The following is a 25,235-nucleotide window of genomic DNA, read 5'->3' as shown; positions in this document are numbered from 1 at the left end:
TTTAGATTTTAGAATTGGCAATTGTCCCCCGATGCTCGCTGATTTTAATTTTAGGACTTACGCTCATAAACCCGGTTTCTCTGACAAATATTGGGTTAAGCAGCAAATTATCTAAGAAAAAAACCGGGTTTCTAGCCCCTTGTCTGTAAGTTCTAAAATTCCTGAAAACCCAAATCACCGGAAGTAATCATGCCTCTCAATAAAGAAGTTGCTGTCGAATGCCTCGACGTGACATATCGCCTCAACCGCAGGCATTTAGTAGAGAAACTCAATTTCAAAGTGCTGCAAGGAGAAGTTTTAGTATTGCTGGGACGCAGCGGAAGTGGCAAAACTACTACCATGAAATTGATTAACAATTTACTAACGCCCAGCAGCGGCGAAGTTCTTGTCATGGGAAAACCGACAACTCAGTGGAACCCAATTCAACTGCGCCGAAAAATTGGTTATGTGATTCAAGAAATTGGTTTGTTTCCGCATTTTACCGTCGAGCAAAACGTCGGTTTAGTGCCGAAATTAGAAGGTTGGGAGGGCGATCGTATTCAATCTCGCGTCCGGCAACTGTTAGAATTAGTCAACCTCGACCCCCAGCACTTCGCCAAACGCTATCCCCATCAGTTATCCGGGGGACAGCGGCAGCGGGTAGGCGTCGCTAGAGCACTGGCGGCTGACCCTCCGATATTGTTAATGGATGAACCGTTTGGTGCTTTAGACCCGATTACTCGTCTGGAATTACAGCGGGAATTCGGTCAATTGCAGCAGCAACTCGGCAAAACTGTGATTTTTGTGACTCACGGGATTCAAGAAGCTTTTTTGTTAGCTTCTAGAATTGGTTTGATGCAAGACGGACGGTTGGTTGAATTGGGATCGCCCGATGATTTTATGAAATCTCAGCATTCAGAAGCTCAGGCATTTCTTGAATGTTTGCAATTACCCGGGACGGGGTAATAATATGATGTGCGATCGCATCATTGGTTTATGGGTATGGGCGGGGCGGGTTTTTGAAGCTGATGGTTGGGAATTAAAGATATTGGTGAACCCGCCCCTACGAAATTTTTAATTATACCACAATTGCCAATTACCAAATGATAGAATTTTTAAATCGGTATGGTGCGGAGATAATTCGGCGCGCCAGTGAACACTTATATTTAGTAACTGTTGCAATTTTTATCGCTATTATTGTGGGGATTCCCCTGGGGATTTTAGCTACGAGAAAACCAAAATTGAAAAAGCCAATTTTGGGATTTGCTAATATTATGCAAACAATTCCCAGTTTAGCTTTGTTTGGCTTGCTAATCCCGGTGCCGGTATTGGGTGGAATAGGCGATCGCACGGCAATTATCGCCCTCACTCTGTATTCTTTACTGCCAATTATCCGCAATACTTATACTGGTATTGTCGGCGTCGATCCAGCGATTACGGAAGCGGGAAGAGGCATGGGAATGACTGATATGCAACTGTTATGGCAAGTGGAAATTCCCCTGGCGCTGGGCGTGATTCTGGCGGGCGTGCGAGTTGCTGCGGTAATTGCGATCGGACTCGCTACAATCGCCGCTGCAATTGGCGCGGGTGGCTTGGGGGTGTTTATTTTCCGGGGCGTTGCTACCGTTAACAATCAGCTACTTTTGGCTGGGGCAATTCCGGCCGCTTTAATGGCCTTAGCTGCGGATTTTGGGCTGGGTTTCGTAGAAGCGCGCCTCTCGAAAAGTACCTTAAAAACTATTAATGAGGACTAAAATCCTGACTACCTTCCGTCAGCGTTGTCACTCTCTGCGAACCAGAAGCATTCGCAGGATTTGCTATCAGATTGCGGATTTCATTTGAGCGTTCAATGTACTCTCGATCGCTCAAAACAGCTTGGCTTCCCTCCAGCGAAATAGCATCGGCCAAATCGATCCAAGAACGGCAACCGCCGTATTCAGGAATGTAGGGAATTTCGCGGATTTCTGCAAGGCGATAAGCCCGCAGCAATAAAATATAAATTGGCTGATTTTGTTTCCATTTCAGGCGATCGCTGACAAAATTTTCATTCCAAATATGGTACGGAAATAGCGCAGTAATTGCCGGTTCCCAAGCTACCAAAAAAACATCGGTAATCTCCGCCCAACTGCCAATTCTAACAACTTCAGGATGCCAACCAGATTCGACAGTATTGACTTGATGTGCAAACTCCGGCTTTAATAAATCCGGCTGTTGGTGTTCAAAAGTTGGATACAGCAAAACCTGTTTGTCAGTGACATTGAACTGTCCTGCTTGCTCGCGAATTCCCCCCTTCCGCAACAGCACAATCGTTTGACCTTGTTCCAAAGCATTAACTGCTACATTCCATTCTTTCAGCGCCCTAGTAGTTGATTTCATGGGAATTTAGTTGGGTTTTAACAATAGTAACAAAAATCGGTACTTTCAAGCAAGTACAGCCACTTTTTCCTGTTAAAATTGGCGTAGTCCTGACTATGCAGGACTACCCTTTATTGCTAAATTCTCACTGCAAAAGATGCTGCTAATTCGCGTTCTGGTTCCATACCAACTGTAGGCGGCATGGAACGATTTGCTACTTGCTCGATCAGTTGTAGATGTTGCGGCAGCATTTTAGCTAAACTGTAGCGTTCTAGGGCGGTTTGACGGGCTTTGATGCGAATGTCGGCCATGCGGGTAGGATGGTCTAAAACTTCATCAATGCGATCGGCTACTTGTTTTGGTGAGAAGTAATCGACTAGCAAACCGTTTTCTCCGTCGCGGATAACTTCTCTGACTGGCCCTGTGTCGGAACCGATTACTAAACATCCGGTTGATAGAGATTCAATCATCGACCAAGATAGTACAAAAGGTCTGGTCAAATAAACGTGTACGTCAGATGCTTGAATTACTTTTAGATACAGTCCGTAAGGTAGGGGCCCGACAAAGTGAACTCGCGACAAATCTAGGGGTACTTTTTTGAGCATATAGTCTTTGTAAGACTCGCCGTTGGGTAAAGAACGCCCATAACAAACTCTTTCTGAACCAACGATTACGACGTGACAGTTGGGGCGGCGTTCTTGTACATAGGCGATCGACTCAATGAATTCGGGAAAACCCCGGTAAGGTTCCATTCCCCGCGATACGTAGGTGACAATTTCATCAACGCCAGACAAGTCTAAGTTAGGCAAAATTAGTTTAGCACCGGGGTCGGGTTTGAAGTAATCGGTATCTACGCCGTCGTGGAGTGTGGATAATTTTTGTTGTAATTCGGGCGGAAATTGCGATCGCTGCCAATAAGTTGGTGATAAACCCCAATCGCAAGAGTATAAATCGATCAAAATCGGCGCATTTTTGATTCTAATTCTGGCCATATCGTCAACTGTTAAAGGTTCCGCTGGGTCGAAATCTGCGTCGGAACCAATAGCATGATAAAACCACTCGAAATAGCACAAAAGCGGTGTATTTGGAAAAGCTTCTTTGACAAATAATGTCGGCCCCCAACCGGAATGTCCGCAGATAATATCGGGTACGAAACCGTCTGCTTTGAGTTGTTCTGCCATTCTAAATACGGCTTGTCCGTAGATGACGGCACTTTCTAAAGGGCGGACGTATTGGTGAGTCTGCGCGTGGGGTTCCCGGCTGGGGGTAAATGCTGCTTTCCGCACGCCGGGAATGTTCCACTCTGGGCGCTCGTTTTTAGTGCCGAAAACAATTTGATTTTTGGGATCTGCGCCTAAAGCCGTGATAATGTGGCGGTATTGGGCGGGGAAGTTGGGATGGAGAAATAATGCTTTCATTGTCTGTTGACTGTTGACTGTTGACTGTTGACTGTTGACTGTTGACTGTTGTCTGTTGACTGATAACAATCTAAAATCTAAAATCGATTGACTGTTGACTGTTGACTGTTGACTGTTGACTGATAACAATCTAAAATCTAAAATCTAAAATCTAAAATCGATTGACTGTTGTCTGTTGTTAGTTGGAATAAAATATTTTGAGGCGGCTAAAAAGCTTTGGTTTTATTGATTGGGGGTTGGTGCTTTGCAGATCCAGACACAATCTCGCGGTACTGAAGATGTATTTTTCAGGATAATTTCATAGTTTAAATGATGGAGAAATTTTTCCATAATTGTATCAGTCATAACTGAAAATGCAGTGCCGTCTCTGCGTCCCAGCAGGTTTTTGTCCCACTCGCTGGCGAATTTTTGCCACCCTAATTCGCTGAGAATATTCCCGTGGTGAAAGACGCAAATTCGATCGCCCCGCAGCAGTTTGGGAATTCGAGTCAGGTAGTTGAATATATCTACTGGCTCTACGTGTACCATTGTATCGTAACAAAAGCAGACATCGGCTGAACCTGGAGCGATGCCGTCTAATGTTAAACCGTCGAGTTTGACGTAAGAAACGCGATCGTCTCCCAAGCGCGATCGGGCCGCTTGCAGCATTTGACTGGAAATGTCGGCACAAATTAGTCGATCGCAATATTTCAGCAACAGCGAACCTGTTTTTCCGCCACCGATACCAATTTCTAAAACCCTATGTTCTTTTTTGATGTACGGTGCAATAAATTGCTGTTCTATCAAGGATTCATATTCTGCTAGGGAGTTAGCGGCACCGGCCGCTTTCCCTATCCATTCGTCGCCAATATGGGCAAGTTCGGTATTACTTTTTTGCCACTGTTGGGCGTAACTGTCCCACGCCGTTTCATAATCTACTTTAGGCGGTATTATTTCCATTGTTTTTTTTTCTGTCTCAGAATACACAAACAAAAGTCGCTTGATAGTCCTCCCGGCTGATCCATTAAGATTTGTTCAATCTCCAGCAATAACCTGACGATCGTTTCACTCTTTGGTTCTCCGTCTGAAAGTCGAGCGTGATCTAAAAAAGGGTAAAGTTCGTGAAGTAACCCCCCACCGGCTAGATTCAAGACTTCCACATCAAAGTAGAATTCTAAAAACGGAAGTATCAGCTTTGACCGGACTGCTTCTGAAGGGTCTCTCGCCAATACTTTCTCAATACTTGGACTAGAAAATTTTTCAGTTGTTCCCGACCTTAGCGTGTCGGGAAAACATTTGTAAATGCGATTAATCACATCCACTTGAGCTTGATTATATATATTGTAGCAATCTCCTATGTATTCATTGACAATAAAATATCCATCGGGTTTTAAACATTTCTGAACAATTGATAGACATCGTTCTAGTTCTTTGACGTGATGCAGCGAACCAGAGCAAAAAACTACATCGTATTTTTTATTATCATCAACCGCAAACAAATTAAAGTCATCTTGATAAAAATTAATCTCTACTCCCGCTGCGGCGGCATCTTGTCTAGCAATTTCTAAAGAATTTTCGGAAAAGTCAAAGGCATCAATTTGAGTTGCTAATCCTAATTTAGCCATGAGAATCTCGTGATTTCCCACACCGCAACCAATCGACAAAAGACGATCGAACCGTCGATTTTTTAAATATTTTTTGACTAACCAGGTTAGCCAGTAACCTTGAGTATTACCACCTGACAGCCGATGGTTGATAGTTTTTTCGATAATCGGATTAGACAACCAGTAACCCTGCTTCCCAATTGCGGCTGTTGGGTTAGTCTCCCAGTAATTTTTAGCTGTTAATTCATTGGATGTGTTCTCTTCCGTGATGCTGGAAATTTGACGCCATACTTTTTTACCATTGAATCTTGAACGATTACTTTTTAATAGTAAAATAACCTTCTCTAAAAATTTGACCATAAGCTTGAGTCATTTCTGCAAAACTATTCAAAGACTCTAACACATATTTAGCATTTTCTGCTAACCGCTGGCGCAAAGATTTATCTTCCAATAAACTATGCAGTGAGGCCGCTAGTTCTTCTGGGCGATCGGGCGTGTAAAACAAACCATTAATTCCAGGTCGCACTTGTTCTTTAATCCCAAAAACTGGCGTTGTAATAATTGGCAAATCGCAGGCCATCGCCTCCAAAATCACTCTTGGAAAACTTTCGACGCGAGAAGTGCAAACAAAAATATCAGCGGCTTTGTAATATTTTCCCGTCTCCCCTGTTTCCGGGACTACTGTCACCCTTAGCCGCAACTCGGCTGGCAATTCCCCCACCAACTCGGCTAATTTATTGCTGTAAATACTCGGTCTATCGCCCACAATAAAACACCTAATTTTATTGTGCCATTTGTCAGGCAAAAGAGAAAGTGCCTTAACTAAATCCTGCTGTCCTTTGCGTTCGCATACCGTTCCCAGCAGCAGAATTACCACATCTTCCGCTGCAACACCTAAAGTTTTTCTAGCCAATTCAGAGTTCTCCGAATTTTCCAGTTTGCTCAAATCTAAGCCGTTGTGAATCACGGTAAAATTGTGGTGGCTGTTGAGAGGCAAATACCTGTCCCGCGTTGCATCTGCCACAAAAATCACTTTGTAAGGAAAGCGAAAACACTCTAAAGCTCTCGCCGCAATCTCCGAACCAAACCTGTTAAAATAAGTTTGCCAAGGTTCGCTTTCGTGCACGTTCCATACCACAGGAATTCCGATTTGCCACGCGGCATCCACTACAAAAAAGTTTTCTAAAGTATTGGCATAAATTGCATCTACTTTTAAACTTGCAATTTCTTGGCTAAAACTGCGGATGGCTTCATCATAAGCATCGCGCTGGTAGATGTGTTCGAGAGGATTGTCGCGCACAATTACTTCAATTCCCTGCTGTTCGTAAGCTTGACGCAGGGGCCCGTCTGTTACGCAAAGTACGATCGGCTTAATCACACCCTCAGCCGCTAATTTCACTGCAACTTCGTACTGATGCAGCGGCGCCCCCGTAAAATCCAGCGAATTGCTGCACATCAAAACTCTGATAGGATGAATCAAATTCTCTGCTTCTGCTACCAACAAACCAGAATCGGAAACTTCCAATGTATAACCTTCTTCCTTCTTCCCTCTTCCTTCTTCCTTCTTCCTTCTCTCTTCTTCCTTCATAAAAACCCGTCGAGGTTGAATATGAAAATACTCATCTTCTAAAGACAAGTGAGGACTGTAAAAACTGTCATTTTTGCCCGCATACTTGCGCCTAAAAGCTGCCACTTCTTGAGGATTGTCGGTAAAACCCCTAGAAGTTCCCTCTTTGTGCAACAACTCCGCATCGGGACAATATACGCACCGATAACCCCGTTCTAACAGTCGGTATCCGTAATCTGCATCATTGTAAGCAACAGCAAAATTCTCCTCATCAAAACCGCCCAATTCTAAGAACAATTGACGCGGAGTAATGGTGCAAGCGGCTGTTACCGCAGAGTAATTTCGCGTTACCATCGCTTGAGAAAGATAGCCTCGATTTTCACTGTTCATCAGCTTAAAAGCGTGACCCGCCAAACCGTGATGCAGCCCGTGAATTACGCCCGCGTGCTGAATTCTGCCGTCTGGATATAAAAGCCGCGCGCCGACTGCACCCACTGCGGGAATTTGAGCATATCCCACCATTTGACTCAGCCAGCGAGGGTTAATTACTTCAGTATCGTTGTTCAAAAACAACACATATTCGCTATCAACTTGTTCGACAGCGCGGTTGTTAATTGCTGCAAAACTAAACTTGCCCCCAGGATTTTTTATATGCAAAACTTGGCAATTTAATTGCTTTAGATATTCCAGAGTTTTAGGGTCGTCGCTTTCGTTATCGATGACGGCAACTTGATAATTTTTGTAGGTTGTAGTTTCTAGAGAATCCAGACAGGCTTTCAGCAATTTTAGCTGATTTTTAGTAGGAATAATTACCGTTACTGATGGGCCGTTATCCGGGAAATCCTGGGCAAATATGCCCAGATTTTCTTTAATCGCCCATGCGTGCTGAGCGACATTGCCGTTAATTTTTCGGCGGTTTAGTGCGTCTTGAATGGCTTTTTGACCTGCGGCAAAACTGGCGGGTTTTGCTGCCCCAGATATGGCTGTAGAACCGGGTGCGGTTCGCCAGTGATACAGCACTAGCGGCAGGTGCGCGACGTGGCGAGAAATTTCGGTTGCTCTCAAGGCAAAATCGTAATCTTGCGAGCCTTCAAAACCTATCCGTAAACCGCCTATTTGTTCAAAAATGTGTTTTCTTACGGCGCACAAATGACCGAGATACATATAGGAAAGCAGCAGTTCCGGCGACCATTCGGGTTTGAATTGCGGGGCAAATCGGCGACCTTTAGTGTCTATTTTGTCGTCGTCGGAATAGAGAAAATCGGTGGCTGGATGCGTGGCAAAATATAGGGCGACTTCGCCTAATGCGTCGGGGGTTAGTTCGTCGTCGTTGTCTAAAAACAGGATGATGTCGCCTGTTGCGAGGGCGGCGGCGCTGTTGGTTGCTGCGCTGATGTTGCCGTTTTCTGTACGAAATGTGATGCGGATACGATCGTCCTTTTGGGCCCAGCTTTTCAAATTTTCAGCAACAGTAAATTCGGTGCTGCAATCATCGGCAATGCAGAGTTCCCAGTTTGGATAAACTTGATTGATTACGCTGTCGATCGCACTTTCTAAAAAATCTATCTGCGGGTTGTAAACTGGCATTACTACCGAAATTTTTGGCAGGGGTTCCTGGCAGGATTTTAACCGAGAAATCAAGTAATCGCGCGCGCGATCGTTCCACTGATTCACCTCCAGCCAAGCGTCATACCTATCAATAGGTTGAGGCACCACAAAACCCGCAGGTGGCAGTAAATCTCCCGGCGCACTAAACTGTTTTTGCTGCCGATAAATCTTCCCCAACTGGCGGAGCACTTTCACAATTTCCCAGGGCAGAGGCAAAATTCTACCAAGACGCTGCTTTCTTTCCTTCGCCCGCTGCTGAATTGCGGCTGTAAACCTTGATAACTCCTCAAACTTATCTGCACTTCGCTGCCAGATATGGTAGCGCCGCACTGTCAATATTTTAGGCGCTTGAAAAGACAAGATTTCCCCGGTTTCTAACTCAGCTTGCAGAGAAACGTGCCATTCCCCAGGCGGCAAATCGACAAGGGCCTCAAAACCGCTTTCCGAACTGTTAACCCAATCGGGAAACACTTCGCCGACATCTTTTCGCCGTAAACCGTAGGCGCATTCTACAGAAGTATCGCCGCACCACAAGCTTAATTTAGCAATTTTGCGATCGTGGTGGCAGCACCAACCTGCAAACAAAATTTGACCCTGACGCTGTTCCCACACCACCGGTACATCTAACGATGCTTGAATCGTTGAAACTAACAACGGATAAGCGGCCAACAAATGCCATTTACCTCGCTCGTCTTGCGCTTCCAGTAGCACTTCGTGCCGTCCGGCAGGCGCTTCCAATTGAATTGTAAAACCTGATTTCTGCGCCGCCGGAATATTAGAGTGTGCTAGCGCTATATCACTTCTATCTATGCCGTAAACGCCTGGGAAACTCTGGTCTTTAATTCTGGCGCGGACTGCTGTAGTCTCTCTTTTTTGGTTAAAAACCCAGCCGACAATTAGCAGGTTGGAATCACAAACTTGCCAAGTAGTGGGTCGATCTAACGAAAAAATAAATTTCGGGAACCAGTCGCGGATTTTGCGCTGAACTTCCCACAACTTTTCTCTCAGTTGCCACCATATTGAATACTTGATTATAGCAAGTTCTGCCCGAAAATTTTCATTTTCCTGGCGGTACTGTTCTAATTTTTCCTGAGTTTCCTTTAATTTTTCCTGATTTTGACTTTGTGCTGTTTCTAACTGAAGTAACTCAGCTAACTTCTGCTGCAATATAAATTCAGTCTCTTCAAATTGTACCTGAGTTTGCCCTAATTCTGCTTCTAATTCTAATACTTTCGCTAACGCTGTTTGAAATTGCGTTTCTTTGCCTGCAAGCTGTACCTGAGTTTGTCCTAATTCTGTTTCTAATCCGAGGAGTTTCGCTAACGCTTCTTGAAATTGCGATTCTTTGCCTGCAAGCTGTACCTGAGTTTGCCCTAATTCTGCTTCTAATTTTAAGACTTTTGTTAAAGCTTCTTGAAAGTGCGATTCTTTGCCTGCAAGCTGTACCTGAGTTTGTCCTAATTCTGTTTCTAATCCGAGGAGTTTTGCTAAAGCTTCTTGAAAATTTGATTCTTTGCCTGCAAGCTGTACTTGAGTTGCTCCTAATTCTGTCTCTAATCCCAACACTTTCGCCTGGGCCTGGTGAAATTGTTCTTGCCACTGTTTGAGTTCGGAAGAGCTAGTTTTTTGCTGCTTTTCCAGCAAGCGGATTTTTAGCCAATCTTCAAATGGCCAGACTGGAGATGCTGGGAAATTAATAACTCGATCGATCGCACCTTTCGATTCGCTGCTCAGATTGCCAGCTTGAGTTTCCAAAAGTTCATAGAGTTCTAATGCTTCGGGAAAATATTTTTCTATTAAACTAGGTCTGTGACTTTTGACAATATCGTTGACTAATAAAGATTCTTCAAAATTGTCGCCCGGTATCGCACCTAAGTTAACATTAAATTTTTCGTTGACTTGATGGAGGAAAAGTTCAGGAGTGTTGCCGATGGGGTAAACGTTGGCTAGGAGACAGCGATGGGGGAAACGTTCGTAAAGTTCTAAAACTTTTTGATTGTAGTGAATCCACATTTTTACTGCCTTTTCGGGATTTTGCAGCAAGCTGACATCGGTTCCCCGGCGGTAAAGGGAATCGACTACTTCCCAGGGCGATCGATAAACACAGATAAAATTAGCTTCGGGGAGTAAAGTCAGCCAAAAATCCCAAAAAAGGGCTGTTCGCGGGTCTTTCCAACCCCAATGTTTGTGAGGAAGTTGATTTTGGTCGATCGCCCTTTTGGCGATTTCGACGTATTCTGGTGCTACCGGAATCGTTTTTTCCAACGTACATCCGAGTTCATCAATACCGTGCGATCGCAACACACTTTTGTGAAACTCCACAAAATCAACATTCTCGAAATGACCTTTCACATTTCCGTCAGCGGGGCCCACTAACTTTTTGCCAATATCAACCCCGACTTTCTGAAACAAAGAAGCTGTTAAAGACGTACCGGAACGGTGCATTCCGGTAACAATAAAAACCGACGGTTTGCTGTCATTTGTACTCACAATTTCTCTCCCTCGCCCTAATTCCCACACCCAATTTACTCGCTACTCTCCCGCTAAGCCCAGGGATCGCCTGACTTGAAACCACGCGCTTCTCAGCTTCCAAAACTTGCTGGTTTCCATTGCCAAAATCCGACACTTCGCTTGCTCTAGTTCTTGCTTGAGATTAATTAGCTGATTTTCTTTTTTCTCCAACTGTGTTTGCACAGATACTAACTGATTTTGAGTTTGCTCCAATTGCCTTTGAGCAGAAACTAATTTAGTTTGAGTGTCTTGCAACTCCGTTTGAGTAATCATTAACTTACTTTGACTTTGCTCCCCTTCTATCCTAGCCGACTCTAACTGAGTCTCAAGTAATTTGAGTTTAGTCTGACTAGAACCCAATAAAGACTGGGCTTGTTTTTGGTTAATCAGCGAGTTAACAGTGCAAGTTTCCAGAATCCATTCCCCACCGTAGTTATTGATTGCTTTGACGATTAACACATCCTGTGGCGTCACAGTATTTTTGGGTACATAACAGTTCCAACCCGATTGCAAAATCGCATCTTTTTGAAAATATGCAGCCACATCCGGGCGATCGTAAAAAGGCTCGCACCTCTGCACAACCTCACCGTTTACCAGCACTTGCACCTCCTCAATTCGCCCGTCGAGATTCACATCAGCCGCCCATCCTTCCAAATATAAACTACCTTTACTCGTAAAAGCAGCCACATCAATATATCCTCCCGGCTGGTGATTAAATTCCAACTCCGAAAAATCTCTCACTAGCTGATTTGTGACAACATACAAATCCTGAAACCTGCAGATGCCTTTTTTGAGGCGGTGAACAAAAGCTTTGCCTCCGCTAACTTCCTCAACAATTTCTCTCACAAACTTTTCTGTTACATAAGTTGTGCCGTATTCCTCCTTATCTAAAGACTGACTTTCGCTTTGGGGACTAAACAAAATACCGTTGGCAGGCATTTCTATGTGAGACGGCAGCAAACACTGATCGTGAACGCTGAACATTAAAATGCCGCTAGGAGTCAACAAATCATACAAATTTTGGAGCCAATTCGTAAAAGTTCTTTCCGGCATATGGCTGAAAAAAGAATTAGCCAGAATGCAGTCAAACTTTCGGTCAATTAAATAATTTTCTGGTTTTCCCGTCGAGACAATACCGCTGACGCCCAAATATTCACTTTGAAACTTGACCGCGTTAGCATAAATATCAGAAACCCAAATTTTTTCCGGCGGCATTTCCTGAATCAAATACCGCGTAAATCGACCGTAACCGCAGGCAAAATCTAGAAAAGACGGTACATTTTCAAAACTGCCAAAATGCCATTCCACAACTTGTTTAACCGTAGCCAGGACGCTGCGCCCGATCGCATAATAGCGCACCAAAGCCTGATCGAGATCGTCTTTGACGTTGTTCAAGCTGAACAAATACATTTCATCGTCTTCGCAGATATTCAGTTTAAAATTTTCGGGAAACTTAGCTTGATCTTGAATAAATGCTTTGATTACGGGATTTTCTACTAAATCTAAATTGATCTCGCTCATCAGAAATATGGGTTAGAAACCCCGTCCTTTTAGGACGGCTTTACATTGAGTTAAAACTTTTGTGGGGTGGAGGGGTATGGTTGCCCCAAGGCGTGAGGTATGGTTGCCTCAATCTCATGAAGGAGTAAAGTTAGCACGCGCCTTTGTTTAGTGAGCTTGTTAGGCCCAAAGCACTGTAAAGCGTGACCTTAGAACTGTTTAACCTTCAGCGACAGAGCAAGGAACTAGCTACGCATTCTCCCGGTGTCGTGACTCAAAAAACGTAGTCAGTTAAGACTTAGGCCCGTCAGAACGGCTTGTCAGATTTCTCTTTCAAGCCTCATGCCTTCAGGCTGAGGTTCCTGACTGTTTTTACAGAATTTTAGATAACCTCTGTTGACTGCTCTTTCACTAGAGTATCAGCATTAACAACAGTTAAACACGGTTCGATCAGCAAGTCAACGATGCCGTTACCGCAGGACTCAGTACAAGACTGAACCCTAAACATCGCCACATCCACGCAGCGATCCAGATAAGTTAAATCTCCATCTACCGTTCCCACAACCCCAGCATTCAGAAAATAAACACCGGGATTCAGCAAACATTTAAAATGAAACTTCACTACAATTGTCGTTCCCGCTTCCACATACCTAACTGACTGAGTAGAAGCCTTCAAAGAAGCACCCGCCAACTCAAAACCGCTAATTGTTTTAATCAACATTCCAAACCTAACTTTGGAAGTTGACCGCGAGAAAGTGACAGAGTAAGTATAAATATAATCTTGACGGCCGATCAAGTGATTTACCACCTTTCCCTTCAGCGTCTCGATGTGGGGGTTGATAATTTCCGCTCCGCGAGACGGATACCTTACCGTATTCGACGGTATCATCCCCGGATCGTAAAATTCATCGTAATATTCCTTGGGTTTAGAGAGATGTTGCTCCGGTTTAACTTCCCTCTTTGTGCTTTCTAAATTAGCATCCTGAAGCTGGTCTTGACTTTCCTGTTTTGTCAGTTGGTTCAGAGTGCGAATATCTGACTTCAACCCCAGAACCTGATCCGGATCGGCATAAATCAGCTTTTGATACTTAGAAATTACCACCTTCGGCGTGTGAGCGAGCAGCAATTCACCGCTATCCATTAAAATCGCCGACGTACAAAGTTGCACCACCGAAGTAGCAGCGTGAGAAACAAATAAAATTGTTCCGCCACCTTCCTGAATGCTTTGCAAGCGGGCAAAACACTTGCGTTGAAAAGCTTCGTCGCCCACCGAAAGCGCCTCGTCTACCACCAAAATATCTGGCTCGACGCTAGTCGCAACGGCAAAAGCTAGCCTGACAAACATACCGCTAGAATAAGTTTTGACGGGCTGTTCGATGAAATCGCCAATATCAGCAAAAGCAGCGATATCGTCAAACTTTTCTTCAGTTTCTTTTTGATTGAATCCCAGTAACTGAGCGTTAAAAAACACATTTTGTCGCCCGGTAAATTCCGGGTTAAACCCGCTTCCGAGTTCCAACAAAGCGGAGACTCGCCCTTTAACCTCGACGCTTCCTGTGGTAGGAGTCAGCGTACCCACAATTATTTGCAGGAGAGTGCTTTTTCCCGAACCGTTGCGACCGACGATTCCCAGAGTTTGTCCTTGAGGAATTTCCAGATTGATGTCGTGCAGGGCCCAAAATTCGTCAGCAAGTTTTTTGCTGGGGTAAATAATTTCCTTTAAGCGGTCTCCGGGACGATCGTACCGCTTAAAGCATTTGGAAACATTTTTTAGTGAAATTACATTTTCTGTCATCCGATTTTAGATTTTAGATTTTAGATTTTAGATTGATATTATGTCCGCTCGAACTAAAAATAGGTTTGTAGTGAGTACGACCGTCCTCGGATTTTTATGAGGACTTGCATTCCGATGCTGCAAACACCTTTATGGGGATTTTAGATTGAAGAATTGACTTTAGCTCTAAAACAAATTTACAGCACGTCAGCAAAAGCGGGACGCAAACGCCGGTAAACCGCCAAACCTCCACAAAATATAGCAGCAGAAATTAGCGTGGCAACACCCCATTCGCCCCAATGCTTAACTTCTCCAAGCAGTATGAGGTCTCGATAAACCTCCGAGATGGCGGCCATTGGATTGAGCCAAAATATCCACGCTCGCCACTCTTGGGGGATGATGGATGCTGGGTAGACGATCGGCGTCAAATAAAACCAAAAATTTAGAATAACACCTAATGTCTGAGGAATGTCTCGCAAAAATACAGTCAAGCCGGCTGTCAAATATCCCAAACCAGCAGTTATCAGCAACTGAGGTATCCACACCAGCGGCAGCAAGCATAAAGTAGCGTTGAGCTTTTGCGACGACACTGCTACTATCACAATCAAAGCTGCTAAACCCAGAGAACTTTCAAGAAAAGCTGTAAAAATCGGCACTAGGGGCAGCAAACCGAGAGGAAATACCACTTTTTTTACTAAATTCGGCTGCCCCACCACCGATACTGCCGACTTGATCAAACCGCTGGTGAAGGCAGTCCAAGGCAGCAAACCTGCAAACAACCAGACTCCAAATGTAATGTCGCTGTTTTCTGGGAAGCCTGCAAGGCTGAGCTTTACCTTGAGGACGATCGAAAATACGTATGTGTAAATCACCAATTGCGATAGCTGATTCAGCAGCGGCCACAAATTGCCCAGAATCGAGCCTTTGTATTGAGATTCCAAGTCCCGGCGCACCAAGGTTGCCAGCAGATTCAGCTTCGCCCACCGCCGGGGCGTACTTGTCGGCCGCCGGCCACCCAGCCTTCGGGCCTTTTGGGCAACTCCTTTCACAGTTCTCTGCAATTTTTTCGCCCTCGTTCACTAGCTTCACACCTAAATCAACTCAAGCTACAATTGTGCAGCTTTTGCTAAACCGCAATTATTCCACAGCCCCGCCGCTTTGATCAAGCATCTGCCACCCTGGCTTGGGCTTCTTCCTTCTTTCTTCTTTCCCCTTCCTTCGGAGGTTATTTTAGCCGATCGCACCCCGCACTGCCGAACCGATCGCCCGTTTTTGCTCGTCATCGTAGCCCCACCGCCGGAAAAATTTTTCATACTCGCCGTTGGCATTCTGCAAACTTTCTAGCATTTGCGACGCTATAGTTTGACAGGCTGGCATTTGCAGCATTTGAATTAAATTGCGCGATCGCTCCTGCACTCTAGCAGAATCGGCCGCCATTTCCTCCTTTTGCTGGCGCGAATGATGTACAACCATTGCCGCCGACATCGCCAAATTTTTCACCAGCAGTTCTGCTACGATCTCAGGAGCCGATCGCAGCGCCTCGACTACTCCGGGTGACGGGTGATCTGCCTCCGGTCCATCGTCCGTTAGATAGGTGACAAAAAACCCCCTAGCACCGTTCTGTGTTTTCACCAGAGATGTAACAGCTTGCTGGATGTCGGCTTGTAAAAGTCGATCGGCCTCCATGAACGACAGTAAAGATTGAGTCAGCTCGATCGCCCCCTCAAAAGTTATGCTTTCCGATGCTAATAAAGAAGATGGAATACTCATAACGAACTCAATAATTGTAAAGATTCTGCTAACAATTGTAAACACTTCCCGCTGCCCGAACGCAGATAAATATGGCTATTATATCCTCCAAACAACAGCCCCCCGACCCAAATCTACCCGAAGACATAGCCCCGGCCCGTCGCAAAAAAGCCGCCAAACCCCAGGCGGAATCATTGCTAGAATCGCAAGAACTACCCGACGAAATTAACAGCAAACAAGACGACAAAATCCGGCCCCAGCGGCTAGCTGAATACATCGGGCAAAAAGACTTAAGAGAAGTTTTGGCGATCGCAATTGCAGCAGCCAAATCTCGCGGCGAACCTATGGATCACCTGTTACTCTACGGGCCTCCAGGGTTGGGAAAAACCACAATGTCGCTAATTCTAGCAGCAGAAATGGAAGTTGAATGCAAAATCACCACCGCCCCAGCCTTAGAAAAACCGCGAGATATTGTCGGATTGCTGATCAACCTCAAAGCAGGCGACGTGCTGTTTATCGACGAAATTCACCGCTTATCTAAAGTTACAGAAGAAATCCTCTATCCGGCGATGGAAGACTGTCGGTTAGATATTACGATCGGGCAAGGCAAAAGCGCCAAAATCCGCAGCATTCCCCTCAAACCATTTACCTTAGTAGGAGCAACCACAAAAGTCGGGTCGCTGACATCTCCATTGCGCGATCGCTTCGGCTTGATCCAAAGATTGCGCTACTACGAAATAGACGAACTTAGTCTAATTGTCCAAAGAACCGCCCAAGTTCTCGACACTCAAATCACCCCAGAAGGAGCCACAGAAATTGCCCGCCGAGCTCGCGGAACCCCCCGGATCGCTAACCGCTTGCTGCGACGAGTTAGAGACTACAGCGAAGTCAAAAATTTAAAGCCAATTGATGCCGAAGTTGCCTCACTCGCCCTGGAATTATTCAACGTCGATCCGCTAGGTTTAGATTGGACTGATCGGCGGATTTTGACAGCAATGATTGAGAACTTTAACGGCGGCCCAGTGGGCTTAGAAACCCTCGCAGCTTCTACAGGAGAAGATACTCAAACCATTGAGGATGTATACGAACCGTACTTAATGCAAATCGGATTTTTGCAGCGGACAAATCGCGGGAGAATGGTAACTCTTGCTGCTAGAAAACACTTGGGTTTTATTGAATAAAAAATGGGGCATGAGGCATGGGGTATGGGGCATGGGGCATGGGCATTGGTTATTGGTCATTCATTATTGGAGCCACTCCTAAATAACTAATAACTAATGGCTGATAACTCTTCTTATAAATTAAGTAGGGTGGGCACGGCGCACCTTACCGCTATCGGTAGGTGAAACCACTTTTTGCATCCAGGAATGAACTAATAACCAATAACTAATGACTGCTAATATAAATTAGTTTTCCATCTTTTTGACATCCGTAAAATCAGCTTTTAAATCATGGGAAACCAGCGAGGAATTACGCAATACTTTTTCTCGATCGCTCGCAATTTTTAGAGCGGTTTCCCAAGTAAAAGTAAAAGAATGAAAAGAATCCGCATCAATTCTATCTTCATCCAAATCCGCCATAACTTGCTTAAAAATCTCAAATAACTCTTCTTGCAACCGATCTATTTCCTCAAAAGTTCCGGCTTGGCGGCTTCTTTGAATCAAATTTAGAATAATCAAATTAAACTTGTCAGCTCGATTTTTTTGTTTCAGCAAAAAGCGCGCTCGCAACTGCCAAAGCCAAGAAACAAAAAGAGTAACAAACGAAAAAGACAAGCCGATAACATCGGAATTTGCTGCAAAAAAATCCGGCTTTTCGCGATCGTAATAAGCCTGAGCGCCCTCATGTACGGGCAAAGCCAAACCGCCGCTTTCCGACGGCTGACTAATCATGGCCGCCAAAGAATTAGTAGCTACCAAATTGCGGCGGTACTCGAACAAAATCCGCGTAATTTCCTTAACTATTACCGGATCGACATCCTCGCGAACCAACAGAGTAGCCTGCACCTCAACGCTAGGCAAATCCACATCTGGTACTGCGGGAGCCGCCTTGTAAGTACCCTTAGGAATCAAGTGAGCTTCCAGATACGGCCACTTAATTTTCATCGCCGCCGCTTGGTCGATGGGCACCAATTTGCTCCGCGTATTTTGCAGCAAATCGCTCACCAAATCGCTCCCCAGAGGTTGCACCCGAAAGATAGCATCAACCTCGCCGCTAGCAAACAAGTTATTAGTCTCAGCCCAAGAGCCAGTAGTAAACTGAAAATCGCTTTGTTTCAAACCGTAATGTTTGCTGACCAACCAAAAAGAACTGTAAGAAGTGCTGCCTTGCTCCCTCAGCGCAATATGTTTTCCTTTTAAATCAGAAACGCTTTCAATCCCAGACTGTTCCGAAACAATTAAATGAAAAACTTCCTTAAACAAAGAAGCAATTACCCGCGCTTGGGGCACTGCCCCCGTAGTGTTCAGGGCAATAGCTAACTGAGCCTCATTTGCCTGAAGCCGGCGCATATTTTCGTCACCGCCTTGAGTCTCAACAACTTTAATCCGCAGGCGCGGATTTTGTTGCATAACTACCTCAGCAATTGCTTGTCCGAAAGGATAATAATAGCCTGTCTTGCTTCCCGTCAGTAGGGTTAATTCATGGACTCGCTGCTTGTCTTTGTACACCTCCCAGCCAAAAACTCCAATCAGGACAACGCTTAATAGAGCAACGGGAAGCAGAAATTTATTTTGCATAGAGGTTGAGACTCGATCGTTAGAATGGCAAAATCAAAAGTATTCTAGTTAAAACTGAAAATTGGAATCGGGAAATTAGACGCGCCCGATAGTGGAGGAGCCAATACCCAATTCCGTGTTTGGCCGATGCTTTTAGGCCCCATCCGAGGGGAGATTTCCCATAGGGGATTTTAGATTAAGATTACCACTCAATCTAAAATCTACAATCTAAAATCTAAAATTGTCCGATGCTTTTAGGGCCCCATGCCTAATTCCCAATTCCCAATTCCCAATTCCCAATTCCCCATGTTAATATCCCTCAGAATTGAAAACTTTGCTCTAATTGACTGCCTGGATCTAGAATTTGGCCCGAGTTTGAACGTATTTACGGGGGAAACCGGTGCCGGTAAATCGATTATCCTAGATGCGATCGATGCAGTGTTGGGCGGGAAAGTCGATCGCCGATCGATTCGCACCGGAGCAGCGCGGGCAATATTGGAAGCTACCTTTGAATTGGACAAAGCCGCAGCTTTGTGGCTGGGCGAGCAAGAAATCGAACCCATAGACGGAAATTTAGTCGTTTGCAGCCGGGAAATTAACGCATCGAGCGGTGCTCTGCGTAGCCGATCGCGCTTGAACGGAATTTTCGTCAACCGCCAGTTAATGGATCAACTGCGCGATCGGCTCGTCGAAATTACCGCCCAAGGCCAAACCGTCCACCTCGGACAAGAAAATCTCCAGCGAGAATGGCTCGATTTATACGGCGGCAAAAAGCTCACTGAAGCGCGATCGATCATCACCTCCGCGTGGCTGGGAGCCAACAGCGCCAAAACCGCCCTCAAACGCAGGCGTCAGTCGGAACAGCAGCGACTGCAAAGACTTGATTTGTTAGAATACCAAGTCCGAGAACTCGGCGAAGCCCACATCGAAGACGCCGACGAACTCGAACAGCTAGAACACGAATCAATCCGGCTAGGCCACGTCGTCGAATTGCAGCAGCAGAGTTACCAAGTCCACCAAGCCCTTTACCAAAACGAGGGCGACAGCGCATCAGCCGCCGACTTGTTGAGCAAAGCCGAAGTAATTTTAAGCGACATGGCAGTTTACGATGTGCAGTTGCAACCAATCCTAGAAATGGTCAGCGATGCTTTAGCCCAAGCCACAGAAGCCAGCCGGCAAATTAGCAGCTACGGCGAACAATTAGAAGCAGATCCCGAAAGACTCGAAGAAGTAGAAGATCGGATTCGCGAACTCAAACAAATTTGTCGCAAATACGGGCCGCTCAAAGAAGCGATCGCCTACTACCAAAGCATTCAAAACGAACTAAATGAACTTTTAGAAGGAGGCGAGTCAATGGAAGCCTTAGAACTCGCATATCAGACTGCTTTAGAGCAATTAAAAGACGCTTGCAGCCACCTCACCACCCTGCGACGCGAAGCCGCCCTCAAACTAGAAACGCACCTCGTAGGAGAACTTAAGCCCTTAGCAATGGAAAAAGTGCAATTTCAAGTCGAGATATCGCCTTGTACCCCAACCGCTACCGGTGCCGACCAAATCGCCTTTTGTTTCAGCCCCAACCCGGGCGAACCTTTGCAACCTCTGGGGGCGATCGCCTCCGGGGGAGAAATGAGCCGCTTTCTGCTGGCCATCAAAGCCTGTTTTTCCCAAATAGAAAGCGCCGGTACACTGATTTTTGACGAAATCGACGCCGGAGTCTCCGGGAGAGTCGCCGGGGCGATCGCCAAAAAACTCTACCAACTTTCCGACAAACACCAAGTTCTCTGCGTCACCCACCAGCCGCTGATCGCCGCGATGGCTGATTTTCATTTTCGCGTCAACAAACAGACGATCGAAGCAGAACCAAGTATCGGCGAACCTGCTGCCGACTCCGAACCAGTCGAACGCACAGTAGTCAGAGTTGCCGCTCTCAACAGTGACCAGCGGCGGGAAGAACTGGCCCAACTCGCCAGTGGCCGCTCAGCAACAGAAGCTATCGCCTTCGCGGAATCCCTGCTTGTCGAAGCCGCTGGATTGCGCCAAACTGAGTTGGCAAAACCCTGACGACACACTTGAGCCGATCGGGGGGCCAAAAGGCGGAGTTTTTTCCGAGTCGGAGGTTACACTAAAAATGTCAACCGCAAATTTTACAAAAAAAAGCTGAAAACCCCGTGAATTTAGTGGGCTGAAAGCTAAGAACAGCAAAATAGAGAGAAATTCTAGTTAAAAACCACAATTGTGTAGAGAAGGGCACACATCACTAGCAACAGGTAGTGTCACAATTGCGGCTAGTCCCACCAGGCCACCCCTCTTTCATCAGTCCTCCCGCCAGTACGCATTCATGTTACGGTGGGCGATCGGCTCAAAGATAGGTAGAACTTACTTAAACCAGGCACGCACAATGTCAAAATCAGTTAATAAACCATTTAAACAGGATTCGCATTCTTTCAAAAGAGTGCAGCAATGACACAGCAGCCTTACCGTCGCACCAGCAGTTCACCAGCAATCCCAACTGAATTGGCCTTGCCCTGTGGCCGGAGTTCTGTAAACTGGGAAATACTTTCACACATAATTGAGTTTTGTGCGACAGGTGACTCACTAATGAACTTGCCCGCTCTCCTAGCTTAGAGACTAACCCTTACGCTTAAGATTCTGTAAAGGTCTATGAAATCTGCATCTTCCACCAATTACTCTTCTCTAGACAACGTGATTGATGTCGCTGTTGTCGGCGGTGAAAATCATCATCAGGAACGCTACTCTCCCCCTCCCCCTCCCCCTCCCTCTAGCAGCATTGCAATTATCCCCTACGACGGAAACTTTTCCAGCATTCTGGCCCCGTTAAACCAGCAAAGTTTCACAGTAGTAGTTAAGGAAGTAGAAGAAAAACTTAAGGTTGTTAATGACACCCTCGGAATGCTCGATAACATCCTTGGGAGTGAGGGATTTGACGCTATCCTCAACGATATGTTGCAGTCGATTACCCTCAAAACAGGGGAATTGCTCAATGCCGATCGCACCACGATATTTTTATTAGACGACGAAAAGAATGAACTCTGGGCGATCGTCGCTAAAGACGAAAATGGCAAAAATCTAGAAATCAGAGTTCCTGCCCACATGGGTATTGCAGGAGAAGTAGCCACCGAGAAAAAAGTGGTTAACATCCCTTACGATTTTTACAAGGACCCGCGATCGGCTAACGCCAAAAAAATTGAGGAAAAAACGGGATACCGCACTTATACAATGCTGGCAATGCCCCTGGTAAAGGAAGAAACAAACGAGTTAGTAGCAGTTGTTCAACTGATTAATAAACTTAAACCGGATCACCACAATCACACTACTATTCACGAACAAATCGACAAGAGTGGATTCACGGAAGAAGACGAACGAGTTTTTAAAGAATTTGCTCCCTCGATACGCTTAATTCTCGAATCGTCCAAATCTTTCTTGGCAGCAACTCAGAGACAGCGGGCAGCCACGGCGCTAATGAATGCCGTCAACGCTCTTTCTCAGAGCAGTTTAGACTTAGAAGATACCCTCAAAAGGGTGATGGATCAGGCCCAAGAACTCATGAACGCCGATCGCAGCACCCTGTGGCTAATCGATGAAGATAAAGACGAACTCTGGACGAAAATCCTGATCACAACAGGTCAACTTCAAGAAATTCGCATGCCCAGAACAGCCGGTTTTGCAGGCATCGTCGCCCAATCCGGCGAACCGCTGTTGATTCCCTTTGACGTATACGACGACCCCCGCGCAGAAAATGCAAAAAAAATAGACAAACAAACTGGCTACCGCACTTGCAGTATGCTTTGTATGCCAGTGTTTAACTCAGACAAAAAATTGATTGGCGTCACCCAATTAGTTAATAAAAAACGACCACAAGAAGAATACCCCCCCTACAACCCGGAAGATTGGCCTCACGCCCCCGAACAGTGGAAAGCGAGTTTCAATCGCAACGACATGGAATTTATGAAGTCGTTTAACATCCAAGCCGGAGTGGCGCTGCAAAACGCCAAACTGTTTGCAGAAGTCAAACAGCAAGAACAAAGACAAAAAGATATGCTGCACGCCTTGACTAACGGCGTGATTTCTACAGATAAAAAAGGCAATATAGTAGCGACCAATCCCAGTGCCAAAAATTTGCTGGGTGTCAGCGATGCCGAATTAGCCGAAGGTCAATCTTTGCGCGAGTTAATTAAGTTAGAAAAAGGCGATTTTGCCAAATGGTTTGATGCGTCTTTGTCTCCCGAAGACGATAACGACCGCCAGCAGTATTACCCAGATCAAGTTTTACTCTCCTTGGAAGGAGAAGGGCAGAGTATCAATCTCTCGATTAATTCAATGACTGACGCTACCGACCCCAACAAGGTAAACGGCGCGTTAGTCGTCATGGAAGATATTAGCAGCGCCAAGCAAATCAAAAACTTGATGTACCGTTACATGACGCCAGAAGTAGCCGAAGCTTTGTTAGCTTCAGGGGATACTGGATTGGGCGGTAAGCGCAAAAACGTTTCGGTGCTGTTCTCAGACATTCGCAGCTATACCACACTTACGGAAAAATTGCAAGCCGAAGAAGTGGTAGTGATGCTGAATAAATATTTTGAAGTGATGGTAGATGTCGTATTCGAGTACGGAGGGACTCTCGACAAATACATCGGCGACGCTCTGATGGCAGTTTTTGGCTCTCCAGCGCCCCTAGAGGATCATGCTTGGTGCGCCATGCAAACGGCGGTGAAAATGCGGGAAAAACTGGCCCTGTTCAATCAAGAGCGTATGGCGAATGGGGAATTGCCGATCAGCATTGGTATGGGCGTGCATTCCGACGAAGTTGTCAGTGGCAACATCGGTAGTAGCAAACGCATGGAATTGACTTCGATCGGAGACGGTGTAAACCTTGCCTCTCGCTTAGAAGGCGCTAGCAAGCAGTACGGCACCGACTTAATCATCAGCGACAATACTTACAGAGATTATGCCGATCGGCTGTACGTGCGAGAACTCGACTTTATTACTGTCAAAGGCAAAAGCGAACCCGTAATCGTTTACGAACTCGTCGGCATCCGCGAGGGATACTCGCCAGTGGGCAAGTCACTAACCGAAACACAGCAACAAATTATAGAACATTACACGAAGGGGCGCGAACATTACAAAACTCCCGTTAGCCAAAGACTTTCAGAAAGTGAGGTGAAAAACATCTTAAAGGATGTCGCCGAAATGCCGGAGGCAGAGATTAAGAAACTCTCCTACAATTTAGAGCAACAGTTGGAACACGAACTCAGGAACCTGTTATATCAACTGAAAAAGCTGTCAGAGTACGACCCGAAAAACCTGTCCGAAGCAGACAAACTCATCGTACTGTTGCAGCCAGAAATCCAACTGCTGAAATTGGAAGGAATCAAAAACCTCTCGGAAGACGAAGCCAAAGTGCTGCTGCAAGCAAAAATCAAGCCCCTATCAGCAGACGATATTAAATACTTGCAAGAAGGCGAAGTCAAAAAGCTGTTGGAAGCAGACATCTTAGAACCATCAAATCCTCAAATCAAGCGGCTGAAACCAGGAGAGATCAGGCAGCTATTGCAGGCGAAAATTAAAAGTCGGGCCTGCGAGACAGTTGCAGAAATGTTAGATGAGGAATTTGAAAACCTGGGACTCGATCGGGTGAAAAAACTGCTGAGCGAGTTTAAGAAAGCCTTAGAACCAAAAGCCAAGCAAGCTTTTACAGACGCCAAACGCGAATTTAACGCCGTTCTGGAAGTTGACCCGAAAAACAAGGCAGCTAAATTGCACGTCGATCGCTGTATGTTATTTCAGCATAGTTTTTCAGACGTACTCAACTGGGATGGTGTGTGGAATCTCACAGAAAAATAGCAGTAGCCCACAGCAAATGCTGGCGGTGGCGTCAGGGTTCCGGGTGGGGGCGATCGCGATCGGGGGTGCGCCTCCCATCCCACCACCAATTAACCTGAATATCCTATTGAGGTAATTGTAAATAAGCTCCAACAGGTATTATGGTTATCAGGAAGATGGGTTTAAAACCCTGTCGTTTTAGGACGGCTTTGTATTAAAATGCTGAATACTCAAAGGATCTTTAGGCTCAAGACACGTTGAAACAGCTACGATGAGAGCAAACTTAAAGACAGCTAGAAGGGCAATGGTTGACTCTAACCCGTCCGGCAAGAGTAAAAGTCGCCATAGGGCATTGGGAGACTTTAAACGGACAGGGAGGGACTGTAAGACTACTCCGGTAGCAAGACCCGATGAACTGTCAAGAATCACCGCTGAAGAGAACGGGCGTGAGTATGTCAAATAACCGGATTTGAATTTGCAAGCGAGATGCCGGGGGTTTCGCCCTAGGTGTTTCGATCGCACTACCTACCGCAACAAACTTAGCACTTCTATTATTTGAAGCGCTTAAAAATAGTTATGACTGGCGGCAGCGTTACCCGGTTTCTGAGAAAAATCTTGGAGAAAGGTGACGAA

15 protein-coding genes are annotated in these 25,235 nt (G+C 45.7%); 5 read left to right on the top strand and 10 right to left on the bottom strand.

The features are described 5' to 3' along the window. The first annotated feature begins 189 nt into the window (after positions 1–189). Both QT990_RS04170 and QT990_RS04165 read left to right on the top strand, forming a co-directional pair. Positions 190–945: an ATP-binding cassette domain-containing protein gene (locus QT990_RS04170; RefSeq protein ID WP_333145309.1), complete on the top strand. Its 756-nt coding sequence runs from the start codon at positions 190–192 to the stop codon at positions 943–945. A 137-nt stretch (positions 946–1,082) separates the two neighbouring features. Beyond that, positions 1,083–1,733: an ABC transporter permease gene (locus tag QT990_RS04165; RefSeq protein WP_333408299.1), complete on the top strand. Its 651-nt coding sequence runs from the start codon at positions 1,083–1,085 to the stop codon at positions 1,731–1,733. Here QT990_RS04165 and QT990_RS04160 read toward each other — a convergent pair. The 9 genes from QT990_RS04160 to QT990_RS04120 all read right to left on the bottom strand — a co-directional run bounded on the left by QT990_RS04160 (position 1,720) and on the right by QT990_RS04120 (position 16,065). Next, positions 1,720–2,355: a DUF1802 family protein gene (locus QT990_RS04160; RefSeq protein WP_333464966.1), complete on the bottom strand. Its 636-nt coding sequence runs from the start codon at positions 2,353–2,355 to the stop codon at positions 1,720–1,722. The genes QT990_RS04165 and QT990_RS04160 overlap by 14 nt on opposite strands. Positions 2,356–2,471: 116 nt before the next feature. After that, positions 2,472–3,752 (bottom strand): glycosyltransferase family 4 protein, encoded by a 1,281-nt coding sequence (locus QT990_RS04155; RefSeq protein ID WP_333101594.1) that lies wholly within the window; start codon positions 3,750–3,752, stop codon positions 2,472–2,474. A gap of 222 nt (positions 3,753–3,974) precedes the next feature. Then, entirely contained in the window at positions 3,975–4,691 is a 717-nt protein-coding gene (locus QT990_RS04150; RefSeq protein ID WP_333141155.1) for a class I SAM-dependent methyltransferase, read from the bottom strand. Then, complete coding sequence (locus QT990_RS04145; RefSeq protein ID WP_333141157.1) at positions 4,682–5,695, bottom strand: class I SAM-dependent methyltransferase; 1,014 nt, start codon at positions 5,693–5,695, stop codon at positions 4,682–4,684. The genes QT990_RS04150 and QT990_RS04145 overlap by 10 nt, the downstream gene beginning before the upstream one ends. Next, positions 5,652–11,000, bottom strand: a complete 5,349-nt coding sequence (locus QT990_RS04140) for a glycosyltransferase (RefSeq protein ID WP_333310441.1) — start codon at positions 10,998–11,000, stop codon at positions 5,652–5,654. The genes QT990_RS04145 and QT990_RS04140 overlap by 44 nt, the downstream gene beginning before the upstream one ends. A gap of 42 nt (positions 11,001–11,042) precedes the next feature. Continuing rightward, positions 11,043–12,542 carry a methyltransferase gene (locus tag QT990_RS04135; RefSeq protein WP_333141161.1) on the bottom strand — a complete coding sequence of 500 codons (1,500 nt, stop codon included), beginning with the start codon at positions 12,540–12,542 and terminating at the stop codon, positions 11,043–11,045. A 361-nt stretch (positions 12,543–12,903) separates the two neighbouring features. Continuing rightward, entirely contained in the window at positions 12,904–14,316 is a 1,413-nt protein-coding gene (locus QT990_RS04130) for an ABC transporter ATP-binding protein (RefSeq protein WP_333408303.1), read from the bottom strand. A gap of 176 nt (positions 14,317–14,492) precedes the next feature. Beyond that, positions 14,493–15,344, bottom strand: a complete 852-nt coding sequence (locus tag QT990_RS04125) for an ABC transporter permease (RefSeq protein WP_445305433.1) — start codon at positions 15,342–15,344, stop codon at positions 14,493–14,495. Between the two features lie 181 nt (positions 15,345–15,525). Continuing rightward, on the bottom strand, positions 15,526–16,065 hold the full coding sequence (locus QT990_RS04120; protein WP_333464965.1) for a hypothetical protein: 540 nt from the start codon (positions 16,063–16,065) through the stop codon (positions 15,526–15,528). Positions 16,066–16,136: 71 nt separating this feature from the next. Here QT990_RS04120 and ruvB point away from each other — a divergent pair, with 71 nt between their 5' ends. Beyond that, positions 16,137–17,225, top strand: a complete 1,089-nt coding sequence (gene ruvB, locus QT990_RS04115) for a Holliday junction branch migration DNA helicase RuvB (RefSeq protein ID WP_333309509.1) — start codon at positions 16,137–16,139, stop codon at positions 17,223–17,225. A 225-nt stretch (positions 17,226–17,450) separates the two neighbouring features. Here the strand turns inward: ruvB and QT990_RS04110 are convergent, their stop codons facing one another. Next, positions 17,451–18,782, bottom strand: a complete 1,332-nt coding sequence (locus tag QT990_RS04110; RefSeq protein WP_333309511.1) for a TAXI family TRAP transporter solute-binding subunit — start codon at positions 18,780–18,782, stop codon at positions 17,451–17,453. A gap of 285 nt (positions 18,783–19,067) precedes the next feature. Between QT990_RS04110 and recN the strand changes: the two genes are divergently transcribed. Then, positions 19,068–20,822: a DNA repair protein RecN gene (recN, locus tag QT990_RS04105; RefSeq protein ID WP_333141328.1), complete on the top strand. Its 1,755-nt coding sequence runs from the start codon at positions 19,068–19,070 to the stop codon at positions 20,820–20,822. A 600-nt stretch (positions 20,823–21,422) separates the two neighbouring features. Further along, the gene (locus QT990_RS04100; protein ID WP_333309513.1) at positions 21,423–24,623 is read left to right on the top strand and encodes a GAF domain-containing protein; all 3,201 of its coding nucleotides are present in this window, start codon (positions 21,423–21,425) and stop codon (positions 24,621–24,623) included. The last annotated feature ends 612 nt before the right edge of the window (positions 24,624–25,235 follow it).

It is taken from the genome of Microcoleus sp. T3_B1, from assembly GCF_036700445.1.
GTDB lineage: Bacteria > Cyanobacteriota > Cyanobacteriia > Cyanobacteriales > Microcoleaceae > Microcoleus.
Note: the sequence above shows the minus strand (reverse complement) of the source record. Positions and strands in the feature narration are given on the sequence as shown.

Coding starts and splice junctions, on each gene's coding strand:
- QT990_RS04170 (WP_333145309.1), top strand. CDS start 190: ATGCCTCTCAATAAAGAAGTTGCTGTCGAATGCCTCGACGTGACATAT.
- QT990_RS04165 (WP_333408299.1), top strand. CDS start 1,083: ATGATAGAATTTTTAAATCGGTATGGTGCGGAGATAATTCGGCGCGCC.
- QT990_RS04160 (WP_333464966.1), bottom strand. CDS start 2,355: ATGAAATCAACTACTAGGGCGCTGAAAGAATGGAATGTAGCAGTTAAT.
- QT990_RS04155 (WP_333101594.1), bottom strand. CDS start 3,752: ATGAAAGCATTATTTCTCCATCCCAACTTCCCCGCCCAATACCGCCAC.
- QT990_RS04150 (WP_333141155.1), bottom strand. CDS start 4,691: ATGGAAATAATACCGCCTAAAGTAGATTATGAAACGGCGTGGGACAGT.
- QT990_RS04145 (WP_333141157.1), bottom strand. CDS start 5,695: ATGGTCAAATTTTTAGAGAAGGTTATTTTACTATTAAAAAGTAATCGT.
- QT990_RS04135 (WP_333141161.1), bottom strand. CDS start 12,542: ATGAGCGAGATCAATTTAGATTTAGTAGAAAATCCCGTAATCAAAGCA.
- QT990_RS04130 (WP_333408303.1), bottom strand. CDS start 14,316: ATGACAGAAAATGTAATTTCACTAAAAAATGTTTCCAAATGCTTTAAG.
- QT990_RS04120 (WP_333464965.1), bottom strand. CDS start 16,065: ATGAGTATTCCATCTTCTTTATTAGCATCGGAAAGCATAACTTTTGAG.
- ruvB (WP_333309509.1), top strand. CDS start 16,137: ATGGCTATTATATCCTCCAAACAACAGCCCCCCGACCCAAATCTACCC.
- QT990_RS04110 (WP_333309511.1), bottom strand. CDS start 18,782: ATGCAAAATAAATTTCTGCTTCCCGTTGCTCTATTAAGCGTTGTCCTG.
- recN (WP_333141328.1), top strand. CDS start 19,068: ATGTTAATATCCCTCAGAATTGAAAACTTTGCTCTAATTGACTGCCTG.
- QT990_RS04100 (WP_333309513.1), top strand. CDS start 21,423: ATGAAATCTGCATCTTCCACCAATTACTCTTCTCTAGACAACGTGATT.